This window comes from Streptomyces phyllanthi, assembly GCF_009377205.1.
Classification (GTDB): Bacteria; Actinomycetota; Actinomycetes; order Streptomycetales; family Streptomycetaceae; genus Streptomyces; species Streptomyces phyllanthi.
Genome location: NZ_VJZE01000256.1, coordinates 1 through 13,153, shown reverse-complemented (window position 1 = coordinate 13,153; position 13,153 = coordinate 1). Strand labels below are relative to the sequence as shown.

Below are 13,153 nucleotides of genomic sequence, written 5' to 3'. Positions count from 1 at the left end.
GCCCTGAACAGGTCTCGTCCTCAAACGCCGGACGGGCTGATTTTCAGCCCGTCCGGCGTTTGAGGAGCGGGGTCGGGACGGGTAGGGGTGGCGGGGGCGACGAAACCCCTGGGGCTACACCGCCGCCCCCCGCACCCGTCCCACCAACTCCCGCACCACATCAGGCCCGTTCAGTGTCAGGATCGACTCGGGGTGGAACTGCACCCCTGCGAACCCGGGCCCCCGCAACGCATGCACCTCCCCGTTCGCGGCCCGGCTGACCTCCACTCCATGAGCGGCCAGCTCCCCGGCCGTCTCGTCGTCGCAGTACGCCACGAAGCTGTTGTAGAAGCCCACCGTCTCCGCCCGCCCGAAGAAGTCGATCTCCGTCTGCGCACCCTGGTACGGCACTTCCTTCCGCACGATCTCCAGCCCCAGCTCCGCCGCGACCAGCTCATGGCCGAGACACACACCGAGAACCCCGTGCGCATGGTCACGCAGCACATCCGCGGTGAGCCCCCGCAGGAACCGCATCTTCGCGTCCCCCATGTCGGACGGATCACCCGGCCCGGGCCCCAGCACGACCGGCCCCTCATGCCCGAGCACCACCTCTCGCAGCCCCGGCTCGTCGTACCGCCGCACCGTCACCTCCAGCCCCGACGAGCGCAGCACATGCGCGAGCATCGCCGTGAAGGTGTCCTCACCGTCGACGACCAGGGCGTGCCCCTGAAGAGCGGCGGACCGCTCCTGCATCCGCAGCCAGAACGGCGCCAGCGAGGCCCGCCGCCCGTCGAGCGCCGCCCGCACACGCGGATCGTCCGCCAGCCGCGGCCGCACCCGTTCCTCACGGGGCCGACCGGGCCGTACCCCCAGTGCGGCCAGCACCCCCGCCGCCTTCGCATGCGTCTCGGCGACCTCACTCCTCGGGTCCGAGCCCCGTACGAGCGTGGCGCCCACCGCGACCTTCAGCCGCCCGCGCGCGTCGATGTCGGCCGTGCGGATCAGGATCGGCGAGTCGAGGGTCTGCGCCCCACCGGTGTCCCGGCCGATCAGCGCCAGCGCCCCCGCGTAGTACCCGCGCCCGACACCGTCCCGCCCGAGGGGCTCGTACCGCTCGATCACCCGGCAGGCGTTCTGCACGGGCGACCCCGTGACGGTCGCCGCGAACATGGTCTCCCGCAGCACGTCCCGCACGTCCAGCGACGACCGGCCCCGCAACTCGTACTCGGTGTGCGCGAGATGGGCCATCTCCTTGAGTCTCGGCCCGACGACCACGCCGCCCATGTCGCCGACCGTGCACATCATCTTGAGCTCCTCGTCGACGACCATCGACAGCTCCTCGATCTCCTTGCCGTCGGCGAGGAAGTCCAGCAGACGCTCCGGTGTCGGCCCCTCGGCCGGATAGCGGTACGTGCCGCTGATGGGGTTCATGACGACGGTCCCGCCGGACATCCGTACATGCGCCTCGGGGCTCGCCCCGACCAGGGTCCGGGTGCCCGTGTGCACGACGAACGTCCAGTACGCCCCCCGTTCGCCCTCCAGCAGCCGCCGGAACAGCGCCAGCGCGTCGGCGCGGCCGAAGCCGGGGATCTCGCCCTCGTACGTCCGCCGGATCACGAAGTTCGCGCCCTCGCCCCGCCCGATCTCCTCGCGCAGCACCCGCCCGACGATCCCGGCGTACGCGTCGTCGGCCACGTCGAAGCCGCCGTCCTCGACCCGGACGTCATGCGCGGGCAGCTCCGCCAGCGCCTGCTCCAGTGGCAGTTCGTACGTCTCCTCCGGCGCCAGCAGCATCAGCGGCGTACCGTCGTCGCGGACGTCGAAGCCGCGCTCGCGGATCTGCCGGAAGGGGATGAGGGCCAGACCCTCGTCGGGGAGGTCGGCGAGCCGCTCGTACGGCGTGACCGGGCCGACCAGCACCTCCACCGTGTCGCCCGCCCCGGCGGCACGGCCGGGCGCGCGGCGGCGCAGCAGGGCGAAGGGGCGGGGGTCGTCCAGCAGGTCGGGCAGGTTCATGGGTCCGGTTCCTTCTCTCGGTGCTCAGGGGGATCTGGCGGGAGAGGAACGGCCCCGGTCGCGAAAACACTGAAGGCCGCCCCTCGGGCGGCCTTCGCGAAGTCGTGCGTACGCGCAGTCAGTGGGCCGCCGGATGAGCGGTCCACCACCAGTTCTGGTTCTGGGTCGAGTGCGCGAACATGCGCCGCACCCTACCCCATGTCCCGCACCCCGGGGACCGCGCGGCGCGCGCCCCCGCTCCGATCGAGCGGGGTTCGTCTCAATTGATGAGCAAGGGGATAGACGCCGGACACAACCCCGTAATGTTGGCGCCGTGACCGTGAACGCTAAGTCCAGCGCGAGCGCTGGCAACACCTGGCGAGACCTGCCCGCGGCGCAGCAGCCCGAGTACCCCGACACCGAGGCTCTGCGCGCAGTGATCGCGGACCTCGAGTCGTATCCGCCGCTCGTCTTCGCGGGCGAGTGCGACCAGCTGCGCGCCCGGATGGGAGCCGTCGCCAAGGGCGAGGCGTTCCTGCTCCAGGGCGGCGACTGCGCCGAGGCCTTCGACGCGGTGTCCGCCGACCACATCCGCAACAAGCTCAAGACGCTGCTCCAGATGGGCGCCGTGCTGACGTACGCGGCCTCCGTGCCGGTCGTGAAGGTCGGCCGGATCGCCGGGCAGTACTCCAAGCCGCGCTCGAAGCCGACCGAGACCCGCGACGGCGTGACGCTCCCGACCTACCGGGGCGACTCCGTCAACGGCTTCGACTTCACCGAGGCGGCCCGCGTCCCGGACCCCGAGCGCCTGAAGCGGATGTACAACGCCTCCGCCTCGACGCTCAACCTGGTCCGCGCCTTCACCACCGGCGGTTACGCCGACCTGCGCCAGGTGCACGCCTGGAACCAGGACTTCGTGAAGTCGTCCCCGTCCGGGCAGCGCTACGAGCAGCTGGCGCGCGAGATCGACAACGCGCTGAACTTCATGCACGCCTGCGGGACGGACCCGGAGGAGTTCAAGACCGTCGAGTTCTTCTCCTCGCACGAGGCGCTGTTGCTGGACTACGAGTCGGCGCTGACCCGCGTGGACTCGCGTACCGGGCAGCTGTACGACGTCTCCGCGCACATGGTGTGGATCGGTGAGCGCACCCGGCAGCTGGACGGCGCGCACATCGAGTTCGCCTCGCAGATCCGCAACCCGATCGGCATCAAGCTCGGCCCGACCACGACGGCCGAGGAGGCGCTGCAGTACATCGAGCGCCTGGACCCGGAGCGCGAGCCGGGTCGGCTGACCTTCATTGTCCGCATGGGCGCGGACAAGGTCCGTGACCGGCTTCCCGAGCTGGTCGAGAAGGTCACCGCCTCCGGTTCCACCGTGGCCTGGGTGACCGATCCGATGCACGGCAACACCTTCGAGGCGGCCTCCGGTCACAAGACCCGCCGCTTCGACGACGTGCTCGACGAGGTCAAGGGCTTCTTCGAGGTCCACAAGGCGCTGGGCACCCACCCGGGCGGTATCCATGTGGAGCTGACCGGCGACGATGTCACCGAGTGCGTGGGCGGCGGCGACGAGATCTTCGTCGACGACCTGCACCAGCGCTACGAGACGGCGTGCGACCCCCGGCTGAACCGCAGCCAGTCGCTGGACCTGGCGTTCCTCGTGGCGGAGATGTACAGGGACCAGTAAGAGGTTCGCCTGTTACAGAAGAGAGCAGTGGGGCGCGGATCACAGACGATCCGCGCCCCTGCCACTTTTGCGGCTCCTTCGGGCCGGGTAAGGTTAGGTTAGCCTCACCGATCAGCGGGACGGCGACAGTGACCAATCCCGGCGGGAGGTGAACCGCGTGTACGTCTGCAGTTGCTTCGGGGTCACCGAGCAGCAGGTCAAGCAGCACGCGGAGAACGGTGCCTGCACCCCCCGCCAGATAGCGTCCGCCTGCAAGGCGGGCACCGACTGCGGCTCGTGCGTACGCCGGATCCAGGCGATCCTCGGCCGGGGGGCGTGCCCGCGCCGAGAGCTGGTCGACGGAGGCCGGCCGGTGCTGTCGGAGCTCGAAGGGCTCGAGGAGTTCGAGAAGCTCGAGGAAGCCGCCTAGCTCTCCGGCTGTTCGATCAGCTGGGCGATGTACAGCGGTTCGCCGAGCTTCTCCAGCAGCTCCAGCTGTGTGTCGAGATAGTCGATGTGGTGCTCCTCGTCCGCGAGGATCGACTCGAAGATGTTCGCCGACGTGATGTCGCCCTTGGTGCGCATCACCTCGATTCCGCGCCGGAGGCGGTCGATCGCCTCGACCTCGACCTGCCGGTCCGCCTCGAACATCTCCTTGACTGTCTGCCCGACCCGCACATGGAACAGCCGCTGGTAGTTCGGCAGGCCCTCCAGGAAGAGGATCCGGTCGGTGAGCACCTCCGCGTGCTTCATCTCGTCGAAGGACTCGGACCGTGTGTACTTCGCGAGCTTGGTCCAGCCGAAGTTCTCCTGCATCTTCGCGTGCAGGAAGTACTGGTTGATCGCGGTCAGCTCGGCGGTCAGCTGCTCGTTCAGGAATTCGATGACCTCGGGGTCGCCCTGCATTGCAGCGGCTCCTTCCGTGTGGGGGGAACAGGCAGGTTGGGCTGATGATTTCACCGCCGTCGAGGCCCCGTCCAGTAAGTGCATGCTTAGTAAGTAAGGGCATGCTTAGTCCAATTTGTCCGAGTCGGGATGGGGCGGGTCATCTCCGCCACTCGGGGTCTGTCAGGATGGAGTCATGGGTCAGCCGGTGGAGCGCGAGTCTGGAGATCGCTCATCTCGAGAGCGAGTATCCGGGGGTGCGGAGCGGCCGCCGCTTCCGCCGGGGCAGCGGCTCCAGCGCGGCTGGCCGGTCACGCACTACGGTCCGGTCCCCAAGTTCCGCCCCGAGCGCTGGGAGTTCCGGGTCTTCGGCGCCACCGTCGACGGTGAGAAGCACTGCTGGACGCACGAGGAGTTCACGGCCCTGCCGTACGCCACGGTCGTGGCCGATCTGCACTGCGTGACGAAGTTCAGCATGCTGGGTGCCGAATGGGGCGGCGTTCCCGCCCGTACGATCCTGGAGACCGCGCCGCCCGCGCCCGGTGTCACCCATGTCATGGTCTGGGCCGAGTACGGATACAGCTCCAACCTCCGGCTGGAGGACTTCGCCTCCGAGCGCACGATCTTCGCCACCCACAAGGACGGTGAGCTGCTCACCGCGGAGCACGGCTTTCCGCTGCGGCTCGTGGTACCTCATCTGTACGCCTGGAAGGGGCCCAAATGGGTCCGTGGCGTGGAGTACATGACCGCCGACCGGCGCGGGTTCTGGGAGGAGCGCGGGTACCACAACATCGGTGATCCCTGGCGGGAGCAGCGCTACTCGTACCAGGAGGAGCCCGGGGACGGCCCCGAGCTCTGAGCCCTGCTCGAGCCCTGCTCGAGCCCTGCTCGAGCCCTGCTCGAGCCCTGCTCGAGCCCTGCTCGAGCCCTGCTCGAGCCCTGCTCGAGCCCTGCTCGAGCCCTGCTCGAGCCCTGCTCGAGCCCTGCGTCGCTGTCCGGTCACGCCTCCCTGAGCTTCTTGAGCCGCTCCACGTCCGCCGCGTGCCCCTCCTTGCCACCAGGTGTCTCGATGACGAGAGGAACGCCCTCGGTCGCGGGATGGGTCATGAGCGCGCGGAACGCGTCCTCGCCGATGTGGCCGGCGCCGATGTTCTCGTGGCGGTCCTTGTGGGCTCCGGCGACGTCCTTGGAGTCGTTGGCGTGGATCAGTCTCAGGCGGCCCTCGCCGACGGTGTCCACCAGCAGGTCGAGGGCCTCGTGCATGCCGCCCGGCTCCGCCAGGTCGTGGCCCGCCGCGAAGACATGGCAGGTGTCCAGGCAGACACCCAGCCGGGGATGCGAGTCGAGCGCCTCGAAGTACGGCCCGAAGTCCCAGGTGCGCGAGCACAGGGAGGCCCCCTGGCCGGCGGTCGACTCCAGCAGGAGGTACGGATCGTCGTCGTGGGTCAACTCGTCCAGCAGCGGCAGCATGTACTCGCGCACCTGCTTGAGCGCCACGGCGCGCTCCCGTCCACCGGTGGCGCTCCCGGTGTGCACGACCACGCCCAGGGCGCCGATCTCCCGGCCCCGGCGCAGCGAGTGGCGCAGGGACTCCACGGACTTCTCGACCGTGGCCTCCGTGTGCGAACCGAAGTTGATCAGATACGGGGCGTGCACGTACACCGGGATCGACTCGACGGCACACGCCTCACGGAACGCCTCGTCCTGCCGGGGATTCCCCACCGGAGTCGCCCACCCGCGCGGATTGGCCACGAAGACCTGCACCGTCTCGGCCTTGAGGTCACGGGCATAGCCCAGCCCGACGGAGTGAAGCCCCCCGGCCACGGGGACATGACTGCCGACGGGATTACGAAGGTACGTGCGTGTCACCCCAACAGGGTGTCACGGCGCCTTCGGCGTCCTGTGGGGGGATCCGGAAGGGGGGCGGGCACCGGTGCCGTGCTGGCCGTGCTGGCCGTGCTGGAGCGGCGCGGCATCGGGGCGGGGCCTCTGGGACTCTGGCCGCGGTTGAGCCCTTCGGTGCGGTTCGGCGCGGGTGATCCGCTCGGCGGCGGGCGCGTACGCCGGTCATGGCGGCGACGCCCGCAGCGCGGGAGACTCGCAGGACCCGGCCCCTGGGCAGGTTGAGCGCCAGCCACCGGACCCCGGCCGATGGACCGGGGCGCGGCCCTGGGAGCCCGCCGACGGACCAGGACGTATCCCTGGCGGCAGCCTGTCGCGGACCGGCGGCCTCCGGGAGCCAACCACCGCCGGTCTGTCGACGGGGCACTGTCCACGGAGCCGGCACACCTCCGGGGGAGCTGTCCCGGGGGGGCCGCCCGAACTCGGGGCCGTGCAGTCGCGGTCGCCTGGACTCCGGGGCTGTCCAGTGGCGGGTGCCCGGCCTCCGGAACCGAGCAGTCGCTGTCACCCCGGATTCCGGAGCTGTCCAGCCGCGGTCACCCCGTGCTCCGGCGCATGCCCGCAGCCGCTCGCCCGCGACCCTCCGCGCGGTCCCCGGAGGGAACCGTCAACCGATCTCGATCGTGATCGTCGAGCCCTTGGGGGCCTTCTCGCCGGCGTCGACCGACTGGCTCTTGACCTCGTCGCCGAAGAAGCCGAGCAGGCCGCGGTCCTCGTCGACCTTGAAACCTGCGGCTTCGAGCTGCTGCTTGGCGTCGTCCACGCTGTCGCCGACGACGTCCGGGACCTCGATCATCTCGGGGCCCTTGGAGATCGTCAGTGTGATCGTGTCGCCCTCGCCCACCTGCTTGCCCGCGGCCGGCGACTGCTGGGCGACCTGGCCCTTGTCGAACTCCGAGTTGACCTGCTGCTGGGCGATCTTCACCTTCAGACCGACCGCTTCCAGCTCCGCCCTGGCCTCCTCGGCCGACGTGCCCGTGACCTCCGGCACCTCCACCGGCGCGCCCTTGCTGACGGTCAGCGCGACGACCGAGCCGGAGCGGCGCTCGGTGCCGGTCCCCGGATCGGTGCCGATCACCGAGCCGCCCGGGATCTCAGTGCTGAACGCCCGGGTCACCAGGCCCGGTTCGAGACCCGCCTTCCTCAGCCGGTCCTTCGCCTCGCTCAGCGGCACGCCCTGGAGCTCGGGCACCTTCACGGTTTCCGGGCCCTTGGAGATCGTCAGCGTGACCACGTCGTTGTTCCGGATGCGCCTGCCCGGCTCGGGGTCCGTCGCGATCACCTTGCCGCGCTCGATGGTGTCGTGGAACTCGCGCCTGATCTTCACCTCGAGCCCGGCGTCCTCGATCCGCTGCGTCGCCTTCGCCTGGGTCTGTGTGAGCACCGTCGGGACCGTCGTGAACTGGCCCGAGTTGATGTACCAGATCCCCGTGCCGACGCCCAGCACGAGCAGCACGGCGGCGACGATCGCGAGCAGCCCGCGCCGAGGCGCGCCGGGTCCCCGCCGGGGCGGGACCGGAGAGCTCTCCAACCGGTTCGTCCGGTGCACCCCGTCGTCCTCGTTGACCGGCAGCAGCCGCGGTACGGACAGCGAACGCGGGATCACACTCGTCCGGTCCCCGGAGTTGTCGCGGCCCCCGGCGATCGCCTGCGGCGGCACGGCGTCCAGCTGCTCGGCGCTCAGCCCGGCCCGAGCCGACCGGGTCTGCGAGAGCAGCGCCACCGCGTCGTGCGGCCGCAGATCGGGGTTGCGGGCGGTCGCCGACGCCACCAACTCGTCCAGCTGGTACGCCAGCCCGGGCACTGCGGCCGACGGCGGCGGCACGTCCGTGTTCAGCGCCTGGTAGAGCACCTGGGCGGGGGAGTCCCCGGCGTGCGGCTTGCCACCGGTGAGCATCTCGTAGAGGACGATCCCGCACGCGTACACATCGACCCTGGGGTCGGTCGTGCCGTGCTCAAGCTGCTCCGGGGCGAGGTACGAGACGGTGCCGAGGACGGCGCCCGTGGTGCTCGTCACCGTGTCCACGGACCGCACGAGACCGAAGTCGGCGACCTTGACCCGGCCGTCGTCCCCTATCAGGACGTTCTCCGGCTTCATGTCGCGGTGCACGAACCCGGCGCGGTGCGCGGCCCCCAGCGCGGCCAGCACCGGCTCCAGGATGTCGAGCGCGGCCCGCGGCTGCAGGGCCCCGCGCTCGCGCAGCACGTCACGAAGGGTGCACCCGGCGACGTACTCCATCGCGAGATAGACGTACGACCCGTCCGCACCCTGGTCGTAGACGCCCACCACGTTGGGATGCGAGAGACGGGCCACCGACTTGGCCTCGCGGATGAAGCGCTCGACGAACGAGCCGTCGGCGGCCAGTGTCGGGTGCATCACCTTCAGCGCGAGCACGCGGTCGAGGCGGGTGTCCACGGCCCGGTAGACCGTGGCCATCCCGCCGACAGCGATCCGCGCGTCGATGCGGTAGCGACCGTCGAGCACCTGGCCGACAAGCGGGTCCTGAAGGGTCGTGTCCACGGAGGCGAGTGTAGGGGCCGCCACTGTCAGCGCCGTCAGTTCCGGGGCGTGGGATGCGTAATGCAGCACACCTGTGACTGTTGTGCGACGTCAGCGGGGGCGCCCGGGCGGGAGCACGAGGCGCTCGCGGTCGGTCAGAACGCGGGGCGCTCGGGATCGAGTTGCGCGCGCCCCTCAGCCGGGGACGACGCCTCCGCGAAATGGCGCCGCGGAATACGCCCTGCCCGGTACGCGAGCCGTCCGGCCTCCACCGCGTGCCGCATGCCCTCGGCCATGAGTACCGGCTCCTGGGCACGGGTCACGGCCGAGGCGAGCATCACACCCGCGCATCCCAGCTCCATGGCGAGCGCGGCGTCGGAGGCCGTACCGGCGCCCGCGTCCAGGATCACCGGCACGCGCGCGTGCTCCACGATCAGCTGGAAGTTGTGCGGGTTGCGGATCCCGAGACCCGACCCGATGGGCGAGCCCAGCGGCATGACCGCGGCACAGCCCACGTCCTCCAGTTTCCGCGCGAGGACCGGGTCGTCGTTGGTGTACGGCAGCACCGTGAAGCCGTCGTCGACCAGGATCTCCGCGGCGTCCAGCAGTTCGATCGGGTCGGGCAGCAGGGTGCGCTCGTCGGCGATGACCTCCAGCTTCACCAGGTCGGTGCCGAGCGCCTCGCGCGCGAGGCGGGCGGTCAGCACCGCCTCACCCGCGGTGAAACAGCCCGCCGTGTTGGGCAGTACGCGGATGCCGAGCCTGTTCAGCACGGACAGCACCGAGCCGTGGGACTCCGGGTTCACCCGGCGCATCGCGACCGTGGTCAGCTCCGTGCCGGACGCCACGAGCGCGCGCTCCAGGACATCGAGGCTGGGCGCGCCGCCCGTACCCATGATCAGGCGGGACGAGAAGGCCGTACCGCCGAGGACGAAGGGGTCGTCTGCCATGGGTCAGCCTCCCTGGACGGCGGTGATGACTTCGACGCGGTCTCCCTCGGAGAGGGGGGTGGACGACCACCGCGCGCGCGGGACGACGGTTTCGTTGAGCGCGGCGGCGACGCCCGACGGGGCGGTGGTGAGGGACGCCACGAGCGAGTCGAGCGCGGTGCCCGGATCGACCCGGCGCCGCTCGCCGTTGACCGAGACGTTCATGCGGACTGCTCCATGACCGTTCATGCGGGCTGCTCCATCAGTACGGCGGCACCGAAGCGCCGGGGGGTGAAGTCGCGGGCCTCCTCGGGAAGTTCGCCGGTGGTCAGCGCATGCGCCATGACGTCACCGGTGACGGGCGTGAGGAGCACGCCGTTGCGGTAGTGGCCGGTCGCGAGCAGAAGGCCCTCGCACTCGGTCGGACCGAGCAGGGGCGCGTTGTCGGGGGAGCCGGGACGCAGACCCGCGCGGGTCTCGGTGAGCGGCAGTTCGGTGATCCCGGGAATCAACTCATGGGCGTCGCGCAGCAGCTCGTAGACCCCGCCCGCGGTCACCGTGGTGTCCCAGCCGAGTTCCTCACTGGTCGCGCCGACGACCAGTTCGCCGTTCTCGCGCGGCACCAGGTAGACACGGCTGCCGCGGACCACGGCACGTACGGTCCGGTTCAGGAAGGGCGCATACCGCTTCGGCACGGTCAGCCGCACCACCTGCCCCTTCACGGGCCGTACGGGCGGCAGGAGATGGTCCGGTACACCCGCGAGCTGCCCGCTCATACTGCCCGCGGCGAGGACGACCCGCCCGGCGGTGAGGTCGGTGCCGTCGGCGGTCCTGACCCCGGCGGCGCGCTCCCGGACGAGCGTCAGCCGCTCGGCCCGGACCCGGTGGAAGACGACCCCGGCGCGCTCACAGGCCACGACGAGGGCCCTGGCGAGCCGTCTCGGGTCGATCTGGTGATCGCCGTCCACGCGCAGCCCGCCGCGCACGCCCGGGGCGAGTATCGGCTCCAGACGGCGGCACTCGCGCCCGTTCAGCCACTCCGACTCCAGGCCCGACTGCCGCTGCAACGCGTGCAGTTCGCGCAGGTGGGCGCGATCGTCGGCGTCCAGCGCCACCGCCAGCGTGCCGCACTGGCGGTAACCGAGGTCCAGACCCGTCACCCCGGTCAGCTCGGCCGCGAAGTCCGGGTAGCGGCGCGCGGACTCCAGATTGAGGCGCAGCAGCGTCTGCTCCCCGTAGTGCAGTTCGGTCACCGCGGCCAGCATCCCGGCCGCCACCTGTGCGGCCCCGCCACCCGGCTCGGGGTCCACGACGGCCGTGGTGAGCCCGCGCTGCGCGGCCCGCCACGCCGTCACGAGCCCGATGATGCCGCCCCCCACGACGAGGACGTCTGATGTACGTGTACGCGACATGGGCGTCCAGCCCCTCCCTTCGCCGGCATGACCCGGATCAGGTTCGTACGGTCGGAGGCCGCCAGCCTCCCTCTCAGCCCGGTGCGCCGGGCTCCCGCGAGTGCTCTACGTTGGCCACCCTAGCCCGTGCCGTTCGCCTCAGTAAGGGAGCCTCCGCCCGTGCCGCGCTCGCTCGACGGTCTCGTCCTCGCCCCCGTCGAGGACCAAGCCCCAGGCCAGGTGGGTACGCGCACCCGGTTCACGTACCACGAGAAGGACGGCGAGATCTGGGCCGAGTACACGGGCGGCGATGTCGTACGCGGCCACCTCGTGGGTACCCGGGAGGGTGACCGGCTGGACTTCCGGTACGTGCAGCTGAAGCGGGACGGTACGACGTCGTCCGGGCACTGTGTGTCCCTGGTGACCGAGCTGCCCGACGGGCGCGTACGCCTGGAGGAGAGCTGGGAGTGGGAGTCGCAGCCGGGAAGCGGAACGAGTGTTGTGGAACAGGTCACTGACCACGACCGCTGACTGACGAATTGTCAGGTGTCTATGGTGATCAGGTGAGCGAGCAGACAAGGGAGCGGGGGACGGAGCGACGCATCGTCGTCGTGGGCGCGGGCATGGCCGGGGTGCAGACCGCGGTCGTCCTTCGGGAGAAGGGCTTCACCGGCGCCGTCACGCTGATCGGCGCGGAGCCCCATCAGCCGTACGACCGGCCACCGCTGTCCAAGGCCGTCCTGCTCGGCAAGGCCGAGGACTCGGCCTTCGACGTCGACTTCGAGGCGCTCGGCATCGAGCTGCAGCTCGGCCGCGAGGTGCTCGGCGTCCGCCCCGGGGACCACGAACTCGACACGGCGACGGGCCCGGTCCCGTACGACCTCCTGGTCCTCGCGACCGGCGCGGAACCGATCCGGCTGCCGGGCGTCGAGGGCGTGCCCGGAGTGCATCTGCTGCGCACGCTGGACGACGCGGAGCGGCTGCGGCCCGTCCTGGCCCGGCAGCACGACATCGTGGTCGTGGGGGCCGGATGGATCGGGGCGGAGTTCGCCACGGCCGCGCGGGAGGCGGGCTGCGCGGTGACCGTGGTCGAGGCCGCCGACCGGCCGCTCGCGGGCACCCTGCCCGCCGAGGTGGCGGCACCCATGGCCGCCTGGTACGCGGACAGTGGGGCGGTCCTTCGCACCCACGCGCGCGTGGAGCGCGTCGAGGCCGGAACGGTGGTCCTGGACGACGGCACGCGCGTGCCCTCGGGCGCGGTGGTCGTGGGCATCGGGGCGCGCCCGGCCACGGCGTGGCTGCGCGGCTCGGGGATCGAGCTGGGCCGGCACGGGGAGGTGGTGGCCGACGACCATCTGCGCACCTCCGCGCCGGACGTCTACGCGGTCGGCGACTGCGCCTCCTTCCCCTCGGGGAGGTACGGCCGGCGCCTCCTCGTCCACCACTGGGACAACGCCCTCCAGGGCCCCCGCACGGTGGCCGCCAACATCATCGGCGAGTCCCCGGCGCCGTACGACCCGGTCCCGTACTTCTGGTCCGAGCAGTTCGGCCGCTTCGTCCAGTACGCCGGCCATCACCCCTCGGCCGACACGACCGTGTGGCGCGGTGATCCGGCGGGCGCCGCCTGGGCGGTCTGCTGGCTCCGCGAGGGCCGCCTCGTCGCCCTGCTCGCGGTCGGCCGGCCCCGTGACCTGGCACAGGGCCGCCGTCTCATCGAGTCGGGCGCCCTGATGAACCCGGACCTGCTGTCGGACCCGGCACGGCCCCTGAAGGCGGCAACGGCGTAGTCGTGCGCACTTCCTGGCACGAGGCGCGACCCCGACGGCGGTATCAGCCGGTGCCCGAGCGGCGTACCCCGTACGCGACCCGATCCTCGCCCGGAGGGCCTCGGAGAAGGCGTGAAAAC

General features: G+C 71.1%; 13 protein-coding genes and 1 riboswitch. Of the genes, 5 read left to right on the top strand and 8 right to left on the bottom strand.

The genetic code is table 11. The features are described from left to right. Nucleotides 1-114: 114 nt before the first annotated feature. Both FNH04_RS28910 and FNH04_RS49505 read right to left on the bottom strand, forming a co-directional pair. Nucleotides 115-1,995, bottom strand: a complete 1,881-nt coding sequence (locus tag FNH04_RS28910; RefSeq protein WP_152788724.1) for an anthranilate synthase family protein — start codon at nt 1,993-1,995, stop codon at nt 115-117. Nucleotides 1,996-2,113: 118 nt separating this feature from the next. Continuing rightward, nucleotides 2,114-2,176, bottom strand: coding sequence for a trp operon leader peptide (locus tag FNH04_RS49505; protein ID WP_152788727.1), 63 nt, complete (start codon nt 2,174-2,176; stop codon nt 2,114-2,116). A gap of 132 nt (nt 2,177-2,308) precedes the next feature. Between FNH04_RS49505 and FNH04_RS28900 the strand changes: the two genes are divergently transcribed. Continuing rightward, on the top strand, nt 2,309-3,661 hold the full coding sequence (locus tag FNH04_RS28900) for a class II 3-deoxy-7-phosphoheptulonate synthase (RefSeq protein ID WP_322724140.1): 1,353 nt from the start codon (nt 2,309-2,311) through the stop codon (nt 3,659-3,661). A gap of 157 nt (nt 3,662-3,818) precedes the next feature. Then, nucleotides 3,819-4,070: a (2Fe-2S)-binding protein gene (locus FNH04_RS28895; RefSeq protein ID WP_322724139.1), complete on the top strand. Its 252-nt coding sequence runs from the start codon at nt 3,819-3,821 to the stop codon at nt 4,068-4,070. Here the strand turns inward: FNH04_RS28895 and bfr are convergent. After that, on the bottom strand, nt 4,067-4,546 hold the full coding sequence (gene bfr, locus FNH04_RS28890) for a bacterioferritin (RefSeq protein WP_152788723.1): 480 nt from the start codon (nt 4,544-4,546) through the stop codon (nt 4,067-4,069). The two genes, FNH04_RS28895 and bfr, sit on opposite strands and share 4 nt — an antisense overlap. A 175-nt stretch (nt 4,547-4,721) precedes the next feature. Between bfr and FNH04_RS28885 the strand changes: the two genes are divergently transcribed. Next, nucleotides 4,722-5,384, top strand: a complete 663-nt coding sequence (locus FNH04_RS28885; RefSeq protein WP_152788722.1) for a sulfite oxidase-like oxidoreductase — start codon at nt 4,722-4,724, stop codon at nt 5,382-5,384. A 140-nt stretch (nt 5,385-5,524) separates the two neighbouring features. Here the strand turns inward: FNH04_RS28885 and FNH04_RS28880 are convergent, their stop codons facing one another. The 5 genes from FNH04_RS28880 to thiO all read right to left on the bottom strand — a co-directional run bounded on the left by FNH04_RS28880 (nt 5,525) and on the right by thiO (nt 11,268). After that, nucleotides 5,525-6,394, bottom strand: coding sequence for a deoxyribonuclease IV (locus FNH04_RS28880; RefSeq protein WP_322724136.1), 870 nt, complete (start codon nt 6,392-6,394; stop codon nt 5,525-5,527). Between the two features lie 640 nt (nt 6,395-7,034). Next, entirely contained in the window at nt 7,035-8,948 is a 1,914-nt protein-coding gene (gene pknB, locus FNH04_RS28875) for a Stk1 family PASTA domain-containing Ser/Thr kinase (protein ID WP_322724135.1), read from the bottom strand. Between the two features lie 134 nt (nt 8,949-9,082). Beyond that, a complete protein-coding gene (locus FNH04_RS28870) occupies nt 9,083-9,877 on the bottom strand; it encodes a thiazole synthase (RefSeq protein ID WP_152788721.1) in 795 nt (264 codons plus the stop codon). A gap of 3 nt (nt 9,878-9,880) precedes the next feature. After that, nucleotides 9,881-10,081, bottom strand: a complete 201-nt coding sequence (thiS, locus tag FNH04_RS28865; protein WP_152788720.1) for a sulfur carrier protein ThiS — start codon at nt 10,079-10,081, stop codon at nt 9,881-9,883. Nucleotides 10,082-10,101: 20 nt separating this feature from the next. Continuing rightward, a complete protein-coding gene (thiO, locus tag FNH04_RS28860; RefSeq protein ID WP_152788719.1) occupies nt 10,102-11,268 on the bottom strand; it encodes a glycine oxidase ThiO in 1,167 nt (388 codons plus the stop codon). Next, nucleotides 11,266-11,376: riboswitch (TPP riboswitch) on the bottom strand. It overlaps the preceding gene by 3 nt. A gap of 51 nt (nt 11,377-11,427) precedes the next feature. Between thiO and FNH04_RS28855 the strand changes: the two genes are divergently transcribed. Further along, complete coding sequence (locus FNH04_RS28855) at nt 11,428-11,778, top strand: hypothetical protein (protein ID WP_322724133.1); 351 nt, start codon at nt 11,428-11,430, stop codon at nt 11,776-11,778. Nucleotides 11,779-11,810: 32 nt separating this feature from the next. Next, the gene (locus FNH04_RS28850) at nt 11,811-13,034 is read left to right on the top strand and encodes an NAD(P)/FAD-dependent oxidoreductase (RefSeq protein WP_322724132.1); all 1,224 of its coding nucleotides are present in this window, start codon (nt 11,811-11,813) and stop codon (nt 13,032-13,034) included. Nucleotides 13,035-13,153: the final 119 nt, after the last annotated feature.

Bases quoted from the DNA above. Each gene is read 5' to 3' on its own strand.
- FNH04_RS28910 (WP_152788724.1), bottom strand. From the start codon at position 1,995: ATGAACCTGCCCGACCTGCTGGACGACCCCCGCCCCTTCGCCCTGCTG.
- bfr (WP_152788723.1), bottom strand. From the start codon at position 4,546: ATGCAGGGCGACCCCGAGGTCATCGAATTCCTGAACGAGCAGCTGACC.
- FNH04_RS28885 (WP_152788722.1), top strand. From the start codon at position 4,722: ATGGGTCAGCCGGTGGAGCGCGAGTCTGGAGATCGCTCATCTCGAGAG.
- FNH04_RS28870 (WP_152788721.1), bottom strand. From the start codon at position 9,877: ATGGCAGACGACCCCTTCGTCCTCGGCGGTACGGCCTTCTCGTCCCGC.
- thiS (WP_152788720.1), bottom strand. From the start codon at position 10,081: ATGAACGTCTCGGTCAACGGCGAGCGGCGCCGGGTCGATCCGGGCACC.
- thiO (WP_152788719.1), bottom strand. From the start codon at position 11,268: ATGTCGCGTACACGTACATCAGACGTCCTCGTCGTGGGGGGCGGCATC.